At 42.7% G+C, this 21142-nt stretch carries 16 protein-coding genes; 10 read left to right on the top strand and 6 right to left on the bottom strand.

Translation table 11 applies throughout. The annotated features are described in order from the left end of the window. Nucleotides 1-68: 68 nt before the first annotated feature. The 5 genes from AACS98_RS18270 (at nt 69) to AACS98_RS18290 (ending at nt 11443) form a co-directional block, all read left to right on the top strand. Nucleotides 69-2639, top strand: coding sequence for a beta strand repeat-containing protein (locus AACS98_RS18270; protein ID WP_066382444.1), 2571 nt, complete (start codon nt 69-71; stop codon nt 2637-2639). A gap of 8 nt (nt 2640-2647) precedes the next feature. After that, the gene (locus AACS98_RS18275) at nt 2648-3214 is read left to right on the top strand and encodes a DUF11 domain-containing protein (RefSeq protein ID WP_066382890.1); all 567 of its coding nucleotides are present in this window, start codon (nt 2648-2650) and stop codon (nt 3212-3214) included. Nucleotides 3215-3332: 118 nt separating this feature from the next. Further along, a complete protein-coding gene (locus AACS98_RS18280) occupies nt 3333-4892 on the top strand; it encodes a DUF11 domain-containing protein (protein ID WP_066382446.1) in 1560 nt (519 codons plus the stop codon). Further along, entirely contained in the window at nt 4889-8644 is a 3756-nt protein-coding gene (locus AACS98_RS18285) for a hypothetical protein (RefSeq protein ID WP_066382448.1), read from the top strand. The genes AACS98_RS18280 and AACS98_RS18285 overlap by 4 nt, the downstream gene beginning before the upstream one ends. Before the next feature lie 15 nt (nt 8645-8659). Then, nucleotides 8660-11443 (top strand): DUF11 domain-containing protein, encoded by a 2784-nt coding sequence (locus tag AACS98_RS18290; protein ID WP_066382458.1) that lies wholly within the window; start codon nt 8660-8662, stop codon nt 11441-11443. 124 nt (nt 11444-11567) lie between these two features. Here AACS98_RS18290 and AACS98_RS18295 read toward each other — a convergent pair whose 3' ends face one another. Next, nucleotides 11568-11828, bottom strand: coding sequence for a MoaD/ThiS family protein (locus AACS98_RS18295; protein WP_066382460.1), 261 nt, complete (start codon nt 11826-11828; stop codon nt 11568-11570). A gap of 243 nt (nt 11829-12071) precedes the next feature. On the opposite strand from AACS98_RS18295, the gene AACS98_RS18300 reads away from it, so the two are divergent. After that, on the top strand, nt 12072-13403 hold the full coding sequence (locus AACS98_RS18300) for an aromatic ring-hydroxylating dioxygenase subunit alpha (protein ID WP_066382462.1): 1332 nt from the start codon (nt 12072-12074) through the stop codon (nt 13401-13403). A gap of 79 nt (nt 13404-13482) precedes the next feature. Here the strand turns inward: AACS98_RS18300 and AACS98_RS18305 are convergent, their stop codons facing one another. The 3 genes from AACS98_RS18305 to AACS98_RS18315 form a co-directional block, all read right to left on the bottom strand. Continuing rightward, nucleotides 13483-14112 (bottom strand): J domain-containing protein, encoded by a 630-nt coding sequence (locus AACS98_RS18305; RefSeq protein WP_066382464.1) that lies wholly within the window; start codon nt 14110-14112, stop codon nt 13483-13485. Nucleotides 14113-14403: 291 nt separating this feature from the next. Then, nucleotides 14404-14997 carry an ATP-dependent Clp protease proteolytic subunit gene (locus AACS98_RS18310; RefSeq protein WP_066382466.1) on the bottom strand — a complete coding sequence of 198 codons (594 nt, stop codon included), beginning with the start codon at nt 14995-14997 and terminating at the stop codon, nt 14404-14406. A 151-nt stretch (nt 14998-15148) separates the two neighbouring features. After that, entirely contained in the window at nt 15149-15811 is a 663-nt protein-coding gene (locus tag AACS98_RS18315) for an ATP-dependent Clp protease proteolytic subunit (protein WP_066382469.1), read from the bottom strand. Nucleotides 15812-16060: 249 nt separating this feature from the next. On the opposite strand from AACS98_RS18315, the gene AACS98_RS18320 reads away from it, so the two are divergent. The 4 genes from AACS98_RS18320 (at nt 16061) to AACS98_RS18335 (ending at nt 19734) form a co-directional block, all read left to right on the top strand. Then, nucleotides 16061-17314, top strand: coding sequence for a vWA domain-containing protein (locus AACS98_RS18320; RefSeq protein ID WP_066382471.1), 1254 nt, complete (start codon nt 16061-16063; stop codon nt 17312-17314). Then, on the top strand, nt 17315-18598 hold the full coding sequence (locus AACS98_RS18325; protein ID WP_066382473.1) for a vWA domain-containing protein: 1284 nt from the start codon (nt 17315-17317) through the stop codon (nt 18596-18598). It abuts the gene before it with no gap. A 4-nt stretch (nt 18599-18602) separates the two neighbouring features. Beyond that, nucleotides 18603-18989, top strand: a complete 387-nt coding sequence (gloA2, locus tag AACS98_RS18330) for an SMU1112c/YaeR family gloxylase I-like metalloprotein (protein WP_066382476.1) — start codon at nt 18603-18605, stop codon at nt 18987-18989. A gap of 190 nt (nt 18990-19179) precedes the next feature. Next, nucleotides 19180-19734, top strand: coding sequence for an RNA 2'-phosphotransferase (locus AACS98_RS18335; protein ID WP_066382478.1), 555 nt, complete (start codon nt 19180-19182; stop codon nt 19732-19734). Between the two features lie 220 nt (nt 19735-19954). On the opposite strand, the gene AACS98_RS18340 is transcribed toward AACS98_RS18335, so the two are convergent. Both AACS98_RS18340 and AACS98_RS18345 read right to left on the bottom strand, forming a co-directional pair. Further along, complete coding sequence (locus tag AACS98_RS18340) at nt 19955-20533, bottom strand: nucleotide exchange factor GrpE (RefSeq protein WP_232317176.1); 579 nt, start codon at nt 20531-20533, stop codon at nt 19955-19957. Then, a complete protein-coding gene (locus tag AACS98_RS18345; protein ID WP_066382479.1) occupies nt 20526-21140 on the bottom strand; it encodes a molecular chaperone DnaJ in 615 nt (204 codons plus the stop codon). The genes AACS98_RS18340 and AACS98_RS18345 overlap by 8 nt, the downstream gene beginning before the upstream one ends. Nucleotides 21141-21142 lie beyond the last annotated feature (2 nt).

A 21142-nucleotide genomic window follows, 5' to 3' on the forward strand; every position in this document is an offset into this window, starting at 1 on the left:
CGAATTAGAGGTATTTTGCATCTATTGTGCTTGATACCCAGGATCATGCTATCCAGTGACTACACACGATGAAATCCCGTCAAAAATTGAATCAGGCTAAAACATCAAGACTTCACCCGGCTTTAGTGACAACCGCACTTCTAGCAAGCGGTTTTTTCCAATTTGTCTCCCCTGCTTTAGCTCAAACAACTAGCGCAGGTACAGTTATCAACAACCAAGCAACAGCTACTTACGAAGATCCTAATAACCCACCTGATCCGAATAATCCTAATGACCCTAGAAGACTAAATACTACTTCTAACACCGTAACCGTGACTGTGGCGGAAGTAGCGGGTATTTCTGTAGTAGCTGGTACACCTGTAGATAACAACGCTGGAACTATTCAAACGGGTGATCTCATATATTATCCCTTTACGATCACCAACGTTGGTAATGATCCAACTCGCTTCCAAATTCCTACCCAAGCTGGTATTACAGGCCCAGGTACAGTAGGCACATTACAATACAGTACCAATGGGACATCATGGACAGATGTTCCTAATGGTGGATTTACTACAGCTTCCATACCAGTTAATGGAACAATACAGGTAAGAGTACCGGTAACAGTAAATTCCGGTGTTACACCTGGTCAAACGATTAAAGTTACTTTAGGGGAAACTACACCGGCTGAAACCGCAACTAATTCTCCACGAGCCGGATCGGTGAATGACAACAGAGACGTTTATACTGTAGATAACCTGAATGGTACACCTGAAGAAGTTACAGGTTTACCTGCTAATGGTGTAGTAGAAGGCAGTGCAGCAGCCTCCATAACTGTTTCTCCGAAGTATTATTCTTTGGCTACCATACTCAAAACTCGTGGCAATTATAGCAATAACGGTACACCAGGAGATATCACAGACGATACCATCGACTACAATTTGAGTCTGCGAGTTGAGTCTAGCGATGTGACAGGACAAAGTATCACTCCCTCACCTTTAGCGGGTTCTACCGTACCTGGTCTTCCTGGGAGTAATATTTTAGTTGCTGATGCTATTCCTTTTGGGACGCAACTAGCAGTAGCACCAACAGTTCCCACCGGTTGGCAAGTAGTCTACTCTACGACTCCTGTCACCACATCTGCCAATGTAGCCACCTGGACAACAGTACAACCAGGAGATTTAGGTACAGTAACGCGCATTGGTTTTATTAAACCCACTACAGACGGTGATACCAATACTTACCTTGCTGCTAATGGCCAGTCAACCTCATTCTCCATGCAGTTAAGAGTGAGAACAGGACAAACTGCTCCTCTAACCATAGCCAACATTGCTCAAGTTTTTGGTAAAACCCCAGAAACAAATGCTCCTGTGTTGGATGAGTCTGGTGATCAAAATCCCAGCAACTTTGACGGAACTTCAGGTAACATGACACCCCCATCAAACACAGACACTAATGGGGATAATGTACCTGATCAGTTACCGCCTACTGTACCTGACGGTTATATCACTGATCCAAAAACTGACCCAAGTGATTTAAACACCACCGGAACGGATACTGCTGGTGATAATACTGGTGATACTAACAATCCAGGTGCAAATGCAGGTGGTGAAGCTAACGTCTTTAGCGTGAATGTGTCCTCAGTGGTGAACGGGCCAAACGGTTCGCCAGATGCGGTTGGCCCGACAGACAATAATGATGATTTTACTAATAGGTCTTCCAATGTTCCGGCTAATACTGCTCCAGGTTCAACATTTGACCCAAATGTAATTAATTTTACTAACACTGTGAGAAATAGTGGTACTCAAGCAGACAATATCTCTTTACTACCTACACCACCAGCTAACACAGGTGACTTACAAGTAAATACAGTCGTGACTATATCTGCTAACAATGGTGCCACAATTGCTACTTATACATACAATGGCACGCAATTTAACTTTACCAGTGGTACTGGTCTTGTCGGAGGCAACCCAGTCAGTGCTACTAACCCAGTCAGAATTGATAATGTAGCAGCCAACGGTACAGCTAACTACACTGTCACCGTTGACCTACCACCTACTACTCCACTGTCAACTGATCCTGGTTTTGAAAGCGGTTTTCCTGTACCAATTACAGCATTTATTGACAGCAATAGTAACGGTTTGGCTGATGATGCAGCGTTTAACATTACCATTGACCGGGTATACACTGGCTTCTTACAACTGATCAAACAGTCCCGGATTTTACAGGGAACTGGCCCAGCAGTTCAAGGTACAGATGGTACTTTAAGTACAACACCCAAGACACCCGCGCCTGGAAATATTATTGAGTACGTAATTCAGTACAAAAACATTTCTGAGCCAGCCGTCGGTACTGGTAATGTAATCTTGAATGCTGGCAATGTGGTGATTACTGAAGATGGTACAGCATCACCCAATAACTGGGCAATAGATAACGCACCTAGCAACGGCATAATTGATACCAGTCACGTGCTTGGTTCGGCTCAAGGTGCTGGCACAATTCAATACTTCAGTGGTACCTCTGCTAATAATCTGCTGGCTGGTGAACAAAGTGGTAGTAGTGCAAATAGCGATATCACCAAGTATATAAATACTCTCACTAATCCAGTTGCCCCTGGTCAGACAGGAACATTTACCTTCCAACGCAAGGTTAACTAATTATGAAGATAAAACATTTCTTGATGTCCGGGGTAAGTGCCGGTCTACTGCTGACAACGCTTTCGTTTCCTACTCATTTACCAGGGGTAGTTAGTTGGTGGTCATCTCACAGTGCATTTGCTCAAAGTCCCCAAAAGCAGCAGCCTTTACAGTTGCATTTAAAAGCAGAAAAGCAGATTTTAACAAAGAATCAACAAGGTAAGCAGCAAGTGACTTGGCAAGCTTTGAAAGGTCAAGCACAGGTTAAACCGGGGGATAGATTACGGTATACCGTAACTGGGGAAAATACAAGCGATCGCCCCCTGAAAAATCTCACTCTCAATCAATCCATCCCCAACGGTATGGTATATGTGCTGAAGTCTGCCAATATCAACAATCAAGATGCCAAAATCACCTACAGCATCGATGGCGGACGCAGTTTTGTAGAAAATCCGATCATTAAAGTTACCCTGACTGATGGCAAAGTCGAAACCAAACCAGCACCCGCAACTGCTTACACTCACATTCGGTTACAAATACCTTCAATAGCAGCCAAGGCAGTAGTCACAGCAACTTATCAAACTCAAGTACGTTAATTAATAACTTTGGTGCTGTGTTTGGGAAAACTTGATTCTATAGTCAGCCGTTGTTTATGCGTTCATTTTTCAACACCGGCTGATTAGTATTAATTTTTACTTTGTTATAGATGCCTTGATGAGTGAAGGCATTTCAGAGGAGATAAATTCAGTGTTCCGTCCTCGTCAACGCAAACAAAACACTTCTGGTAGTAATTGGGTGCAAAAGTTAACAGCAACTATTCTCCTGGGAAGTTGCTGGCAGACTATCGTACCCACACCAGCATTATCACAAGCACCTCCTGTTGTTAATCTGATCAATCAAGCTACTTATACTTATACAGATATTTCCAGTAACAATAAATATCAAGGTAATACCAGTCAACTTAATCTGAATTTTGACCCATTAGTTGACCCATTAGGACGGATTTTAGGCTGTGCAGGTGCGCTTTTACCAGACTACACAGGTTTTTCTGTGAGTGTATATGAACCTAACCCCAACGATGCCACCGGCACAGAATTAGGACAACTTGTTTCGTTAACACGTACAGAAGTCCCTGATATTCCTAATAATAATATTCCTGGTGGTAAAGCACCAAATAGTGAAAATCTTAATCCCTATTTGATTACAAATAATCCGGCTGGTGTCTATAATTTCTTACTTGATCCGAATAAAGGTCAAACTGACCCAGGTAAAACCTATATTTTTGTAGTTAATCCCCCAGCTAATTCTATTTATCAGCAACGACGCATCAAGATAGAAATTCTCAACCGTACAGGTACAGCTAATAATATTGTGCGATATCTGGCTACTGCTTTAGATGGTCAACCAATTAGACTGACGGGTGAAAATAGAGTAGAAGGCACAATTGTTTTAGTTCCGAATGCAGAGTTAGTGGGATTGGACTTATTAACTTTTGAATTTACCACTAATATGTGCCAAGCCAATCAGATGCAGATGATCAAAACAGGCGATCGCGCTACAGCTGAACCAGGAGATACTGTGATTTATCGCCTATCAGTCAGAAATCTCTCTGATGCGGCTTTAAATAATCTCATGATCACCGATAATTTACCATTAGGATTTAACTTTTTACCTAAATCTGTCCAGGGAGAAATTAATAGTCAGCCAGTTACCATCACATCCACACGCAACGGTAGTACAGTCAGCTTACGTACAGATGCCAATATTCCCATTGGGCAGGTGCTAAATATTGCCTATGCTGCCCAATTAACACCCGATTCTCTCCGTGGTACAGGTCGGAATAGTGCGATCGCCAATGCTCAACGTGCTGATAATCGCTTTAGCATCAAAGATGGGCCAGTCACCCACCAACTCAGGATTCGCCCAGGTATAGTTGCTGACTGTGGCACAATTATCGGTCGAGTGTTTATCGACAAAAACTTTGATGGGGAACAACAAGACGGAGAAGCCGGAATTGCCAATGCAGTAATTTTCTTACAAGATGGCAACCGCATTACTACTGATGCCAATGGTTTATTCTCACTAGCTAATGTTTTACCGGGAAGTCACACAGGAGTATTAGACCTGAGTAGTGTTCCTGGCTACAAACTAGCCCCTAACAAAAAATTCCGAGAACGCAACAGCCAAGCGCGCCTAGTGCGTTTAGAACCAGGGGGTTTAGTCCGCATGAATTTCGCTCTCACTCCCATCTCAGAGGAGGTAGTTAAACCATGAAACCTGTGACTAATTTCCATTTAAGGTTAATGGGGGTGATGGTAGGAGCTTTCAGTAGCGTTTTGTATCCCGCGACAGTTCACGCCAAGAGTAATGATCATCTGTACATGGCATCAGATTTAGACAACCCCAATCTGACAAATGCACCGACATTTCAGGAAACATCTCGACATATTCCCGCTTCTCAACTAGGGAAGCGGGTAAGAGGCTTAAGTCAAACAACCGAATTCAGTACGCACTCCCGCCAACAACAAACACCGCCAGACTTAACAGCAGAAGTCACCACACCCCACGAGGAAAACTTTCAGTTTGCTCAAAACACCATTCCACCATTTCAACCGTCAGCTGATATTGAAGTACCTCAAGGTTTAAGCAGACTCACAGAAATTCCATCCTTTCAACCAGGAAAGGATACAGCCTTACCCAATAGCTTACGTAAATTAATCACAACACCATCAAACACAGGCGATGAATACAAAGAAAATAATTCCCAATCCCTAGTCCCCAGTCCCCCATCTCTAAAAATCCTCACTCCCATTCCTGACAATGTTGTAGATATCCGCGCCACTCAGATAACGGTGCAGTTTCCCGAAGGTAGTCCCATAGAACTACGGGTAAATGGGGAATTAGTAGACTCTTCTTTGCTGGGACGCACAGAAACCGATGCGGATACTGCTTTAGTAACGCAGACATGGTATGGAGTCCCACTCAACGACGGTGTAAATCATATTTCTGCACAAATCATCGGCAGTTCCGAACCACCCGTAACAGTGCGGGTAGTGGTACGAGGAACAGCCAGCAAATTAACTATAGAAACAGTTGAATCTCGGATTTTAGCTGATGCACGTTCAACAGCCACAATTAAAGGTCAACTATTAGATAGCAATGGAAATCTTTCCTATCAAGATACAGTAGTCACTATCATCCCAACGGCGGGAGAGTTAATTGGAACAGACTTCAAACCCGAACAACCAGGATTTCAGGTAGAAGCAAAAGCAGGACAATTTACAGCTACCTTACGCTCAAACCTCAAAGCCCAAACTGTACGCATTCGGGCAGTAGCTAACGATTTAGAAGCCTTTACTCAAATACAATTTGAAACCGCATTGCGTTCTAGCCTCGTGACTGGGGTGATTGATGTGCGTTTAGGCGCAAGAGGGACGAATTATTACGGCAGTTTTCGTGATTTTCTCCGTCCTGATAGCCAGAGAACTACCCAATTAGATTTTCACTCAGCTATTTTTGCTACGGGTAGGATTGGCGAGTGGTTGTTTACTGGTGCATATAACAGTTCTCGTAGTCTCAACGAAGATTGCAACTGTGACAACCGCCTATTTCGTACTTATCAATTTAGTGAACAAAACTATCCTGTTTATGGTGATAGTTCCAAAGTTGATGTAGTTACGCCTTCCATTGATAGTGTCTATCTGCGTTTTGAACGTTCCACACGCATTCCTGGCGTTGCACCTGATTATGCGATGTGGGGAGACTACAGTACAGAAGAATTTGCCCGTCCATCCCAGCAGTTTACAGCTGTAACTCGTCAACTCCACGGCTTTAAAGCTAACTACAACTTAGGCAATCTGCAAATTACAGGCTTCTACGGTAATAATTTAGAAGCTTTTCAAAGAGATACCATTGCACCTGATGGTACTAGCGGCTATTACTTTCTGTCGCGTCGCTTAGTAGTTCCTGGAAGTGAAAATGTCTTTATTGAGTTAGAAGAATTAAACCGCCCTGGTACTGTATTAGAACGGAAAGCATTAAACCGGGGGCCAGACTACGAAATAGATTACGATCGCGGGACTCTATTATTTCGAGAACCAATTCTGCGTACCGACATTGACGCAACAGGACAAGTTCTCGTCCGGCGAATTGTGGTTAGCTATCAATACGACAGTAACAACTCCGATAACAAAATTTATGCAGGTCGTCTGCAATATAACTTTTCCCGCACCCTTAACCAAGAAAGTTGGATAGCTGCTACCTACCTGCGAGAAACCCAAGGAATACGGGGATTTGAACTATATGGTGCAGATGGGATGATTGCTCTTGGTTCTCAAGGTAAATTTACCGCAGAATACGCCCATTCTACCAATGATTCTGACATTATGGGACGGGTAAGCGGCGAAGCTTACCGTTTAGAAGCCGAAGGGCGATTTTTTCCAGGTTTACAAGGTCGCGCCTACTATCGTTACGCTGCTACAGGTTTTGCTAATAACGCTACTATTAGTTTTGTTCCCGGTCAGACTCGCTATGGTGGACAATTAATCGGGAGAGTCTCTAAAACCACAAATATTCGGGTGCTATACGACCATGAAGATAACTTTGGCATTGCACCCCAACCTTTAGATACATTTGAAGAATTATTTTCACCCCGTTCTCAAGCTATACCCGGTAGCCAAGTGGATAATTCTCTCACCACCATTTCGGCGGGAATTCAACAAAGATTCGGGAAAGCCACCATAGATGTCGATTGGATTCGTCGTCATCGAGAAGACAGAATAGCGACAAACGCTGTAGAAAATACAACCGAGCAATTGCGTAGTCGTTTCACCTATTCCCTCACCAATAACCTGACTTTCCAAGCTCAAAATGAGCTAACTTTATCTTCACAAAAAGACATCGTATATGCAGACAGAACTATTTTCGGGCTAAACTGGGCGGTTGTTCCCGGTGTGAATATTAGCCTAGCTCAACAGTTTTACAGTAGCGGTCAAAATTCTGGTAACTCAATTACTAGCTTAAATATTAACGGTGAACACAAACTTGGCACAGATACCACTTTAACGGCTCGTTACTCAATTATCGGTGGTGCTAACGAAATGACTACTCAAGGTGCAATTGGTTTAAATAACCGTTGGATGATTGCACCAGGGTTGAGACTCAATTTAGCTTACGAACACGTTTTTGGTAACTTCTTCCAGCGTACCGCCGCAGGTCAACAATTTGCCCAACCGTTTACACCGGGACAAAGTGCTTCTAGTATCGGCTTTAATGGCGGCGATAGCTACAGTATCGGCTTGGAATATGCGGATAATCCTGAGTTTCAAGCTAGCGCACGTTATGAACATCGCACTTCCTCCGGTGGTTCTAACACCGTAATTTCCGCCGCCGCCGTGGGCAAAATTTCCCGTGCGTTAACAGCTTTAGTCCGCTATCAGCAAGCCAGTTCTGCCAATCAAAAACTGACTGGACTGGGTGATACAGCGAATTTGAAATTAGGTTTAGCTTATCGTCACCCCAAAAACGATAAATTTAACGCCTTATTGCGTTATGAATATCGGCAAAATCCCGCAACTATCCCTGACACCATTTTCTTAGGTAGTGGTACAGGTTCACAAGACCATACCTTTGCTGTCGAAGCCATTTACGCACCCAATTGGCAATGGGAATTTTATGGTAAATATGCGTTGCGAAATAGCACTTCTTATTTAGCTAGTGATTTAGCAGGTACAAGTACAGTCAATCTGGGACAATTCCGTGCTACCTATCGCTTCGGCTATAGCTGGGATTTAGTGGGTGAAGCGCGTGTGATTGGTCAAGCTAACTATACTGAGACAGGCTTGGTAGTGGAAGCAGGTTATTATTTAAGTCCTAATTTGCGTCTGGCAGCTGGTTATGTGTTTGGTAAAGTCGATGACCGAGATTTTTCGGGTACACGTTCTGCGGGGGGGCTGTATTTGGGTTTGACGTTGAAACTTAACGAATTATTTGATGGGTTTGGATTACAGAAACCAGTGGCGCGTTAACGGTAGGACAAAAGTATGGGCAAGTCGTTATCAAATCACCACCAAAAATTATACTTAGGTAGCCTAGCTTTATTGTGTATTTTAGGAGCAGGTATCAAGCCGAGTTGGGCGGAAGGAAGTAAAGAGTTAGTTGCAGATGGTGGAGATAGACCTTACCTAGAATGGCTAGACGCAAACACCTATAGAACTGCGGGAATTCTCAGACAAAATACACTTAAAGTCTATGTTCAAGCTGGAGAAACAGTTTATCTTGGCTCTAGTGTTTACAATGCTGATCCTGTTGCCAATAATCAAGATATTATTTACCGCAGTCCCTTTGGCAGTCAAAACGGTGCTTGTGATGTTGTAAATGGTGGCTTTGGTCACATTAACACACTAACTAAAGAAAACCTTGGCCCTGCACCTTTAAGGACTGGTGGTTACACTCCCTGTAGCTTTGTAGCTACGGAAACAGGTATTTATGAAGTAGAATTTCGCTCTCCTAAACCCCTTACTAGCCCTCTGGATGGCGTAAACCCCCCTGCTAGGTTGGCTACCGCCCAATTTCCTACAGATGCGTCTCAAAACGGCGGGATAGCAGCTTGGGATATTACCGTGGCTAATAATGGTGTAGCTCAAACTGGACGGGTATTTGCTAATTATCTAGCCCTGAATATGGGTAGTAATGGTCGCTCTCTCAATTCTAAACTCTACATTCAAACAAACGATGGCTATCGCTACGAAACCGATATGAATGGACTAGATCCCTTTGGTTTCATCTTCTTTGCTAATAGCCGGGGATTTATTGATCAAACGAATAATTCTACACTCTATCACTCTGCCAATTCTCCAGATGCTCCTCTGAGTCCCCTAAACTTTTATGGTAATGTAGCTGTCCAGCGTCCTGATGTCCCAGACACAATTACTGATATTACCCATTATGTTTTCATTAACCGCCCAGCGACGGTAACGCTTAATGCTTTAGGAGTTCCTTTAAATGCAACACCACCAGCAGTCCCCGAAAATTTTCTGTTTACTGGTGGAAGCGGTGGCAGTGGTAATCAGACTTTTGTGGGTGTGGGAGGAAATTTTAGTTTTAATGTGGCTCGCAGTGGTAGTTATCAAATTATTATTGATAGTAATACCGATGGCATTTTTGACCCTAGTGCAGACCGGGTATTACAAAATGTCATGTCTGCCGGGCAGGTTGTAGTTTTCTGGGATGGGAAAGATGTTAATGGGGTGAACTTACAACCCCGTCCCGGAAATCAGCCCTATGATGCTCAAATTACTACGAGAGGCGGTGAATACCACTTTCCCTTACTTGATGCCGAAAATAATCCGAATGGGTTTAAAATTACGATGGAAAACCCACCAGCCCCTTACCCGATAATTCAAGATCAAAATGGACAAAATATTGGGTCTACCACAATTTATTATAATGATACTAACTATACAACTGCTAATGGTACCAATGTCAGCTTAGATGGTACAGGGGCTAGTAATCCCAGGAATGCTGCTAGAGGAGTAGACAGTAATAATGCTTTATATAGACACGCTTTTAGTAGCAACTATGGTGATTTTAAAGGTATAGACACTTGGACATTCTTCCCCAGTCAAGTTATATTTACACCTTTAGTAATTACTACTAACAAACAAGCCAATGTCAGAGCAACTAAATCTGTGCGCTTTGCGGTAGATAGTGATGGAGGGGAAACTGTAAATGTAGGTGATATTGTAGAATATACTATTACTTATTCTAACCTAGCTCCTGGTAATAGTGATGCGATTAATTTTATAATTACTGATAACTTACCATCACAGTTAACTTATCAAAGTGCAATTATTACCAGTGCTACTGCGGGCAATAATATCACGCTCAATCCTAATTACAATGGCACTGGAGCTTTAACTAATAGCGGCACTTTGCGAGTTGGAGATACTATCAGCATTAAAATTACTGCCAAAATTAATCATAATAATGGTGGTAATCCGATTAGTAACCAAGCTAGTGCTACTTTTAATACTCCCGATAATGCTCAAGCAACGTCTGGTACTGTTTTAACTGATGCAGATTCATCTGGTAGTAGTAGTAATCCGCCAACTGTAGGAAATTATTTTGCCCAAACTGCTGATGATGGTTCAAATGTAGGTAATAATCCGACTCAAACCGGAGATGATGATCCGACTCTGTTAACAGTAGCTACTGCGCCTACCAATCCACCTAATATAGTATTAGTCAAACGGATCACCCGGATTAATGACCAAGATTTCACTGATATTGTAGATGGTCGTAGTGATGTTCCGCCAACTGCTACTAACTATGTAGCGGCACCACGGGATACTGATGATAATGATTCTAAATGGCCAGTGGGTTATTTACGGGGTTTGATCAATGCTGGTAATGTTCAACCAGGTGATGAGTTAGAGTATACGATTTATTTCCTGTCTAATGGTCAAGTCAATGCAAATAATGTAAAATTCTGTGATTTAGTTCCTAATAATGTGACGTTTTTGACTAATGGTTTTAATAATCAAACTCCTAATGATGGGGGTTTAGCTGGGGCTGATCATGGTATTGCTTTGGCTGTAGGCTTGAATACAGTATTTTTGAGTAGTGTAGCAGATGGCGATCGCGGCACTTTTTACCCAGCCAATGACCCCAATACACCAACTTATTGTCCTAGCAATAATACTAATGGTGCTGTAGCAGTCAATATAACCCGCAATCCCGATGTACCTAATCTACCAAAAGCAACTGGCTCTGGTACACCAACTAATTCCTATGGCTTTGTGCGCTTCCGCGCCAAGGTTAAGTAGTAGTCATTAGTCATTAGTCATTAGTCATTAGTCATTAGTCATTAGTCATTAGTCATTAGTCATTAGTCATTAGTGTTTCCCCCCCTGCTCCCCTGCTCCCTACCCCCTACCCCCCTAGTTCTTCCTAACCACCACTCACCGGGGGAATTAACACGACTTCATCACCATTTTTTAAGCCGGTATCCGGTTCAACAAACATTAAATTAATCCCAAAACGGGTGACATCTCGCCATTTAGCTAGTTCTGGGTGTTCAGCAATCAGGCGATCGCACACTGCGCTTACAGGTGTACCATCAGGAAATTCCCATACCAATTCTGAAACTCCATAGGCTTCTTGATAAGCGGCAAACAATTTGACGGTAATGGTGATTGCACAATTGCACATAAAATTTTTCCCTACCGATTTGACGGTACGAGGATTTTGTTTGAAAAACGCAGACTACCACAGTACAAGAATTGTTTTCAAAACACAGAACACACCAACAATATTTTGCCGATTTCGGTCATCATTAAAGTTGAGTCTAGGCAGTAGCTAGTTAATAGCTGACTCTGACTAGCAAAAATGTTGACTATTACCTCTACCTCTGGTGGTATACGTTTTTTAAAATTTATGTAATTATTTCACAATATGCAAGCTGAATTCAATTTTCTGCAAAACTGGTATCCTGTATCACCCATTGAAGACTTAGACCCCCAACGACCAACCCCAGTTACTATTTTAGGACTGCGGTTAGTTATCTGGAAACCTAAAACTTCCGAAACTTACCGAGTGTTTTTAGATCAGTGTCCCCATCGTCTAGCTCCCTTGAGTGAGGGAAGAGTGGATGAGAAGACGGGAAATTTAATGTGTAGCTATCACGGTTGGCAATTTGATCAGCAAGGAATTTGTACTCATATCCCCCAAGCTGAAAATCCAGAACTTGTTACCCAAAATCAACACAGTTTTTGTGTGACTACATTACCAGTGCGCCAAGCCAATGATTTGCTTTGGGTTTGGCTGGATGCTCAATCACCAGAATTAGCAGCTACTCAAGCTTTACCTTTATCACCGCAAATAGATACAAGCAAAGGTTTTGTTTGGAGTTCTTTTGTGCGTGATTTGGCTTATGACTGGCAAACTTTAGTAGAAAATGTGGCAGATCCTAGTCATGTTCCCTTTGCTCATCATGGGGTACAGGGTAAGCGAGAACAAGCAAAACCTGTTCCTATGGAAATTGTGCAATCTACAGCAGATTTAATTCAAGCCCATGTTAAGGGCAATTTTAACAGCACCATTACCTTTGAGCCACCTTGTCGTTTAGAGTATGCCATTAGTTTCGGTAATGCTGGCAAACAAGTAGGATTGATTACTTACTGTATTCCTGTAGCTCCGGGTAAATCTCGGATTGTCGCCCAATTTAGCCGCAATTTTGCGACTAAACTCCATCGACTTACCCCCCGGTGGTGGGATCACATCACTAACCGTAATGCGGTTTTAGATGGAGATATGATTTTACTACTCCAGCAAGAGAAGATTTTGCAACAAAAACAATCAACTGAAAGCTGGAAAACTGCCTACAAAATGCCTACCAGTGCTGACCGTTTAGTGATAGAGTTTCGGAGGTGGTTTGATCGCTATTGTCAGGGCAAGTTACCTTGGCAAGAGGTAGGAATTAATCCTACAGACAGCTTAACCATTAATGACGATCGCTCTGTGATTTTAGATCGTTACAAACAACATACCCAACATTGTAGTAGCTGCCGTCAAGCCCTGAAAAATATCGAGCGATCGCAATTCATCTTACTCACATATTTTGCCATTACAGTCGCCGGGGCTGCCATCCTCCCAGATAGCGTCAGACTAAAGTTAGGTTTACCCCTAATTATTACAGCACTCTTAAGCCTTGCTGTCTATGCTTGGCTCAAATTCTGGCTAACTCCCAAATTTTACTTTGTAGATTATATCCACGCCCAAAGGTAGGGACTGGGGAGGAGCGGAGGAGCGGAGGGAGCGGAGGCGAGAAACTAATGACTAATGACTAATAACTAATAACTAATGACTAAAAAATCTGCTCTAACTTCTGGAAATCACGCTGTACTTCTTCCCATAAGGCTTTATTGTGAGGATCAGTTTTTAAGGCTTTTTTGAGATAAACCCTGGCTTTGAGCAATTGGTTTTCATTAATTAGAGCGCGTCCCCAAATTTGATAGGCGATCGCTTGCCATTGGCGTACTTCTGCGTCTTTGGGTAAACGTGCGGCTAAGGCTTCTGCTAAGGCGATCGCTTGGGGAAATCGCCGTTCTTTTAAAAACCGTTGCAGTTGTTCGTAAGTCTTCCACTTCAGCCGTTGCTCTATTTCCGCCATATTAGGCGGTTGGGTGGGTGGCTTTTCCGTGGTGGCGGTGGTGGCTTTAGGTGCTGTTTCTGGCTTGGTGGCTTGAGTCTGTTGGCGACTAGACGTAGATGTATAAGACTGCTTTACACTTTGGGCAGTCTCTTCTGGTGGTACTACTGTCAATAAGAATCTATATGCCTCTGTCAAGGCGATAAACTTATCTTTAGCTTTTTTGTCCCCTGGATTAATATCCGGGTGATATTGCTGCGCGAGTCGTCGGTAGGAGGCTTTAATGTCGGAAAAAGAAGCACCCGACCTTAAACCCAATAAACGGTAGCAATCTCCAAGATCCATCTTGATCTATTAGTGGTTGAATATTTCCGCTATCAGCTACTAGCTGCCAGCATGAAATTTTAATAATAAATAATCTTCTATTATAGTTTATCAGCTTGGACGATGCGCCAAACTCAGTATCTTCCGAATCAATTATGTAGTGCAATTGACATTTTTGCTAGGGATTGGGGCAGATCAATTCAAAATTCAAAATTCAAAATTCAAAATTCAAAATTGTTGACTGTTGACTGGGTACAAGTTCTTTTCCCTTGCTCCCAGTACCCAGTCACCAGTCCCTTCCAGTCCCTAATCCTAAATCCGTTCTTCAATCACACGGTCAATCAAGCCGTATTCTTTGGCTTCTTGGGCGGACATGAAAAAGTCACGATCCATGTCTTTTTCGATTTTGGCTAGGGGTTGACCAGTGTTGTTAGCATAAATGTTATTTAACTGGTTACGAATCCGCAGAATTTCTCTGGCTTCGATTTCGATGTCGGTGGCTTGTCCACGAGTACCGCCAGAGGGTTGGTGAATCATAATCCGAGAATGGGGCAATGCTAGGCGTTTGCCTTTTGTCCCGGCTGCCAATAAGAAAGAACCCATTGAAGCGGCTAAACCGACGCAAATTGTCACCACGTCAGACTTGATGTGCTGCATGGTGTCATAAATTGCCAAGCCGGATGTTACCATCCCACCAGGGGAATTGATATATAAGTAAATATCCTTACCTGGGTCTTCCGAATCCAGATACAGCATTACGGCAATGATTTGGTTGGCGATTTCATCATCAACATCACGCCCCAGGAAAATAATACGTTCTCGGTACAGGCGATCGTAAATGCTGATCCAATCTGTAAACTGTCCTCCGGGCATCCGATAAGGAACTTTAGGCACTCCTATAGGCATATTTGACTCCGTTTGTAATTAGTCATTAGTCATTAGTGAGTCAGCGCGGTCTTGGGGGTTTCCCCCATGAGCGACTGGCGAACCCGTAAGGGTCATTAGTCGTTAGTCATTAGTCATTACTGTTGACTATTGACTGTTGACTAATGTTGCTTTAAAGAACACTAGCGGGTAGTGGAGGATTGGCAAGTTCTTCTTTTTCAAAGACTCGATCAATCAAGCCGTATTCTTTGGCTTGGTAAGGAGTCATGTAAAAGAGACGATCCATGTCTTTAGTAATTCTTTCTGGGGTTTGTCCGGTGTTACGCGACAAAATATCAACCATTGAGGCTTTGTTAGCCAGAACTTCCTTAGCCCGGATTTGAATATCGGTTGCTTGCCCTTGGGCGTAGCTCTTGGGCTGATGCAAGATAATGGAGGCATTAGGTAAGCTAGCACGGCAACCTTTTGTGCCAGCACTGAGTAACATCGCCGCCATACCCATCGCTGAACCAATACAAATGGTGTGAATGGGAGGCTTGATATATTTCATCGTGTCATAGATGGCGAAGGCTTCGGTTTCAAAGCCGATGGGTTCGCCACTATAACCGGAGGTGCCGGTAGAGTTGATATAAATTTTAATCGGCTTTTCGGGGTCGTCGGACTGCAAATACAATAGTTGGGCAACTATCAATTCCGTGACAGCAGGCACCAGTGGCATTCCCAGATAGACAATTCGCTCCTTTAATAGTAGGGAAGGTAAATCTGGCGGCGGTGTCCGGTAGAAGTTATCGCCGTAGTAAGGGGCTTGAACAGCCTTGATGGGGGAAATGTCCATAGCAACTGATCGCCTGAATTATGCCGTTAACTGTAATACATCCTAGCGCGATGCTAGCTATCTGCAAGTGCGGTTTTCTCACTTATGGGCAAGATAGCTGGGCATCTGCCAATGGTTGGCTTCTAAGATATTCTGAATATATTATCTGAAATATCTTCATGGATTGCTGAAATTAATTTTTCCGTAGCATTGCTGTAACGATTTGAAGCTATTCATAAATGTATATATCCTGTTTGTGATGTTTGGATTATGAAAGTTAATTTGCAACCTCTCCTCAATGATGGCAATATTGACGCAAGTCAAGCAAGCAGTCAGCGTCAGTTGGCAATTTCGGTTTCGGCGAGTGCGGAACCACAAGACCGAAATGTGCCGGTGAATTTATGCTTAATTCTGGATCATAGTGGTTCGATGAATGGGCGACCTTTAGAAATTGTTAAACAAGCGGCGAATCGGTTGGTGGATAAACTAAAAGTGGGCGATCGCCTGAGTGTGGTAGCCTTCGATCATCGTGCTAAGGTCTTAGTCCCTAATCAAGTCATTGACAACCCTGAACAAATCAAAAAACAAATCAGCCGTCTGGCGGCTGATGGCGGTACAGCTATCGATGAAGGTTTGCGCTTGGGAATTGAGGAGTTAGCCAAAGGCAAAAAAGACACGGTTTCTCAGGCGTTTTTGCTCACCGATGGGGAAAATGAACACGGTGATAATAATCGCTGTTTAAAATTTGCCCAGTTGGCGGCTAACTATAACTTGACGTTAAATACTCTGGGATTTGGCGATAACTGGAATCAAGATGTTTTAGAAAAAATTGCTGATGCGGCTTTGGGTACTTTATCCTATATCCAAAAACCGGAACAAGCTGTAGATGAATTTAGTCGCTTGTTCAGTCGGATTCAAACTGTGGGTTTGACTAATGCTTATCTGCTATTCTCTCTGATGCCCAATGTCAGATTTGCAGAACTCAAACCTATTGCCCAAGTTGCACCAGACACAATTGAGTTACCTGTGCAACAAGAAGCTGATGGCCGCTTTGCTGTCCGGTTGGGTGATTTGATGAAGGATGTAGAAAGGGTGATTTTGGCTAATATTTATTTGGGACAATTGCCGGAAGGTAAACAGCCGATTGTGAATGTCCAAGTGCGTTATGATCACCCGTCCCAAAATCAAGTCGGGTTATTCACGCCTAATGTCCCCATCTATGCTAATATTTTGCGGGTCTACCAACCAGATATTAATGCCCAGGTACAGCAGTCAATTCTGGCATTAGCTAAGTATCGTCAAACCCAAATTGCAGAAGCCAAACTACAACAAGGCGATCGCTCTGGTGCTGCTACTATGTTGCAAACGGCTGCGAAAACTGCTCTGCAAATGGGAGATAGGGGTGCGGCGACTGTATTACAAACCTCAGCCACTCGACTGCAATCTGGTGAAGATTTATCAGAAAGCGATCGCAAGAAAACCAGAATCGTTTCCAAAACTGTCTTGCAAGATACCTCTTCTTAGATGAAAGTCCAATTGCTCAGTGCGTTAAGTGACTACAATGTTGATGCGGCTCAACTCACCAGTCAGCGTCAATTGGCAATTTCTGTTTCTGCGAATATTGAAAAGTTTCAGCAGAATTTGCCGCTTAATTTCTGCTTAATTTTGGATCAAAGTGGTTCCATGCACGGCAAACCCCTGAAAACTGTGATTGAGGCTGTAGAACGCTTATTAGACAGACTAGAGCCAGGCGATCGCATTTCAGTTGTGGCGTTTGCGGGTTCGGCTGAGGTGATCATCCCCAATCAACCAGTTTTAGACCGTGAAACCATCAAATCTCAAATTAGGCATAAATTAACTGCTAGTGGTGGTACAACCATTGCTGAGGGTTTGCAACTGGGAATTACGGAATTAATGAAGGGGACAAAAGGCGCGGTTTCCCAAGCGTTTCTCCTCACTGATGGTCACGGTGAAAGCAGTCTGAAAATTTGGAAATGGGAAATCGGCCGCGATGACAGTAAACGGTGTCTGGAACTGGCTCACAAAGCCGCAAAAATTAACTTAACGATTAATAGTCTCGGTTTCGGCAATAGCTGGAATCAAGATTTACTCGAAAAAATTGCTGATGCTGGCGGCGGCACTCTCGCCCATATTGAGCGACCTGAGCAAGCAACCCATCAATTTAATCGTCTGTTTACACGCGTGCAGTCGGTGGGACTCACCAATGCTTACCTGTTACTATCTTTAGCTCCTGATGTCAAGTTAGCTGAACTCAAACCCGTGGCGCAAGTTTCCCCAGACATTATTGAGTTACCCGTGGAAACATCCCCAGATGGCGATTTTATTGTCCGCTTGGGTGATTTGATGACGAATATGGAACGGGTGGTTTTGCTGAATTTGTATTTAGGACAGTTACCGCCAGGACAGCAAGTCATTGGCAAAGTGCAGATCCGCTATGATGACCCCTCTAGGCAACAAGAGGGAATTTTTTCGACTATTTGGCCAGTATATGCCCACATTTTACCAGAATATCAACCAGATTTCAACTCCCAAGTGCATCAGTGGATTTTGACCTTAGCTAAGTATCGCCAAGCCCAGTTAGCCGAGACTAAATTACGACTAGGCGATCGCTCTGGTGCGGTGACAATGTTACAAACTGCCGCCAAAACTGCTTTACAAATCGGTGATCAGAATGCAGCGACAGTTTTACAAACCTCCGCCACCCGTCTACAATCTGGTCAAGAACTTTCCGATGCTGACCTGAAAAAAACACGCATGGCTGCCAAGACAATTTTACAGACTTCTTGACATCATGAAAACTACTGGCATTCATCACATCGCTATTATTTGTTCAGACTACGAACGCTCAAAAAAGTTTTATGTAGAAGTTCTCGGTTTTCCTATTATTAAAGAAACTTTTCGCGCTGCCAGAAATTCCTATAAATTAGATTTACGAATTAACGCAACTACCCAAATTGAATTATTCTCATTTCCCCATCCTCCCCAAAGATGTAGTAATCCAGAAGCTTGTGGTTTAAGACATTTAGCTTTTGCTGTTGAAAATCTAGAAGAAACTGTTGATTATTTAAAAGCTCATCATGTCGAGGTAGAAAATATCAGAATTGATGAAATTACAGGTAAAAAATTTACTTTTTTCCCAGACCCTGATAACTTGCCTTTAGAAATTTATGAGTGTTAAAGATAAAATACTGATGGGATAGATACCCGACTTCTTTGAGAAGTCGGGTATCTGAGTATTACGGATGGGCCGGACAGCCTGTCAACAGGCTAGAAGCCTGTTCCACTATCTAACAATTAATTAAGCCTACTTACTAAGTTGAGTTACTTAATATCTATAAAAATTTTTCGTCAGATGTCTAATACTAGATATGGATAAATCACGCGAGATAAAAATCAGCAAATTTTTAAGCAAGCATTTGCGGCATACACCAGAACTGCTTAAACTCAGTTTAACTGCTGGTGGTTGGGTAGAAGTTGATGAATTACTTACAGCTTGTGCATCTCATAACTTTCCTATTTCCCGTACCGAATTAGAACAAGTTGTAAAAAATAGCGATAAACAGCGATTCTCATTTGATGAAACCGGAACAAAAATCCGAGCCAATCAGGGACACAGTGTAACAGTAGACTTGCAACTAAAACGACAAATTCCCCCAGATATTCTGTATCACGGTACAGGAGAAAAATCAGTACCAGCAATTTTGCAATCTGGAATTTTGAAGATGTCGCGTCATCATGTACATCTATCTCAAGATATAGAAACAGCCAGAAAAGTCGGAATACGTCATGGTAGTCCAGTTATTTTCTCGGTTGACGCGATGGTGATGTATCAAGCAGGATTTACTTTTTATTGCTCAGAAAATGGGGTTTGGTTAGTAGATCATGTACCACCGGAGTATTTGACTGTTATGGTTGCTGAGTGAGATATAAAAACAGGACTAAAGTCCTGACTACTAACTGAAAATATGATGCTAGTTGGCTAGGCTTTGTTCATATTACCAGGACTGACACAATTGGCATATTATTAGGGTAGGCCAGATGTTGAACAGCAGTTGATTTTTAGCAAATTTTATTTTCTGATGCACCCTACAAAAGACTGTAATGCTCACAAGTGCGTAAGTCCTACTTACAAAAAGTTGAGGACTATTCTGACTTAGATGTAATTACTTCTGTAGGACGTAAAACTTTTTCACCTATCATAAAACCTGGACGGACAATTTTAGTAATTGTTTGTTCTTCTACATCATTTCTCACTTCTCTATCTACTACTCTACATAAATTAAAGTCGGGTTGATTTCCTGATAATTCTATCGGTACAACTTGACGTTTACTGAGTACGCTGAGAAATTTCCGATAAACTATTCCTACAGACTTGGGTAAGCGTTGGAAAATTTCCGGGTTGGGTTCTGGGTTGTTTTCTAAGTAGTTGAGCAATGCTTCTAGCGCGTCAGTCACTTCTAATAGTTCTAAAAATAAATCTTCTCTATTAGCTGCTGCTTGAGTTTGTTGTTCGCGTAAAGTTTGCTGGAGTAAAGTATTTTGTTTTTGTAAGTTGCTGAATTCTTCTATTAATTTCTCTCGTTGTTCTGAAGTGAGAATATAGTGGTTTTTGCTGAGTGAAAGTACATCTTGAGCAGATGAGGATACTTCCGGGTTAACACCAAGAAGTTTGGATTTCAGCCAATTGGTAACTTTGAGATACATGGATGGCGAGTCAGACACGGGACATCTCTTGAGATAACATAGGTAAGGTTTTGTTTGCCCAAGTTTGCACTTGAGGATGGGAATGATTAACTAACATTTGGCAGAGGGCGATCGCTCGTTGTAGTTGTCCACCCATCTGATATGCTCTAATTAGCCACATTTGCGCTTGAATATAAGTCTCTGTATTGCGTTCTGTACAAATCTGGCAGTAGTCTTCTAAATATTTTATGGCTTTGGGGTAACGTTTCTCTTGGCAAGCTGTCACACCCTCGCTGAATAGTTTTGCTAAGGGTATCGTTAACGGTTCTCGTTCTTGGTTTTCTTCTTGGGTGGCGTGGGCGATCGCTTGTTCTAAGCCATCAAATTCTGGTAATATCACTAAATTCGGCGCGGACTCTGCTAACGCTGATAAATCACTGGTTTTAAAACGTTTGATGGCAGGTAATATCGGACGTAAATAATCAGCTATAATTCTCTCCTCTGACTTCATTAAGCTTTTTTGGGCTTTAGCAATGACATCTACAGGATATTGCTTGCGCTTCATAGCTACTGCCACAGCTTTCGTAATTTCAGCTTTTGACGCTGCTGGCGATACACCTAAAATATCATAAGGATTCTGTTCCATCT

It is taken from the genome of Anabaena sp. CA = ATCC 33047 (assembly GCF_963870205.1).
Classification (GTDB): Bacteria; Cyanobacteriota; Cyanobacteriia; order Cyanobacteriales; family Nostocaceae; genus Trichormus.

Bases quoted from the DNA above. Each gene is read 5' to 3' on its own strand.
- AACS98_RS18270 (WP_066382444.1), top strand. From the start codon at position 69: ATGAAATCCCGTCAAAAATTGAATCAGGCTAAAACATCAAGACTTCAC.
- AACS98_RS18280 (WP_066382446.1), top strand. From the start codon at position 3,333: ATGAGTGAAGGCATTTCAGAGGAGATAAATTCAGTGTTCCGTCCTCGT.
- AACS98_RS18285 (WP_066382448.1), top strand. From the start codon at position 4,889: ATGAAACCTGTGACTAATTTCCATTTAAGGTTAATGGGGGTGATGGTA.
- AACS98_RS18290 (WP_066382458.1), top strand. From the start codon at position 8,660: ATGGGCAAGTCGTTATCAAATCACCACCAAAAATTATACTTAGGTAGC.
- AACS98_RS18295 (WP_066382460.1), bottom strand. From the start codon at position 11,828: ATGTGCAATTGTGCAATCACCATTACCGTCAAATTGTTTGCCGCTTAT.
- AACS98_RS18300 (WP_066382462.1), top strand. From the start codon at position 12,072: ATGCAAGCTGAATTCAATTTTCTGCAAAACTGGTATCCTGTATCACCC.
- AACS98_RS18305 (WP_066382464.1), bottom strand. From the start codon at position 14,112: ATGGATCTTGGAGATTGCTACCGTTTATTGGGTTTAAGGTCGGGTGCT.
- AACS98_RS18310 (WP_066382466.1), bottom strand. From the start codon at position 14,997: ATGCCTATAGGAGTGCCTAAAGTTCCTTATCGGATGCCCGGAGGACAG.
- AACS98_RS18315 (WP_066382469.1), bottom strand. From the start codon at position 15,811: ATGGACATTTCCCCCATCAAGGCTGTTCAAGCCCCTTACTACGGCGAT.
- AACS98_RS18320 (WP_066382471.1), top strand. From the start codon at position 16,061: ATGAAAGTTAATTTGCAACCTCTCCTCAATGATGGCAATATTGACGCA.
- AACS98_RS18325 (WP_066382473.1), top strand. From the start codon at position 17,315: ATGAAAGTCCAATTGCTCAGTGCGTTAAGTGACTACAATGTTGATGCG.
- gloA2 (WP_066382476.1), top strand. From the start codon at position 18,603: ATGAAAACTACTGGCATTCATCACATCGCTATTATTTGTTCAGACTAC.
- AACS98_RS18335 (WP_066382478.1), top strand. From the start codon at position 19,180: ATGGATAAATCACGCGAGATAAAAATCAGCAAATTTTTAAGCAAGCAT.
- AACS98_RS18345 (WP_066382479.1), bottom strand. From the start codon at position 21,140: ATGGAACAGAATCCTTATGATATTTTAGGTGTATCGCCAGCAGCGTCA.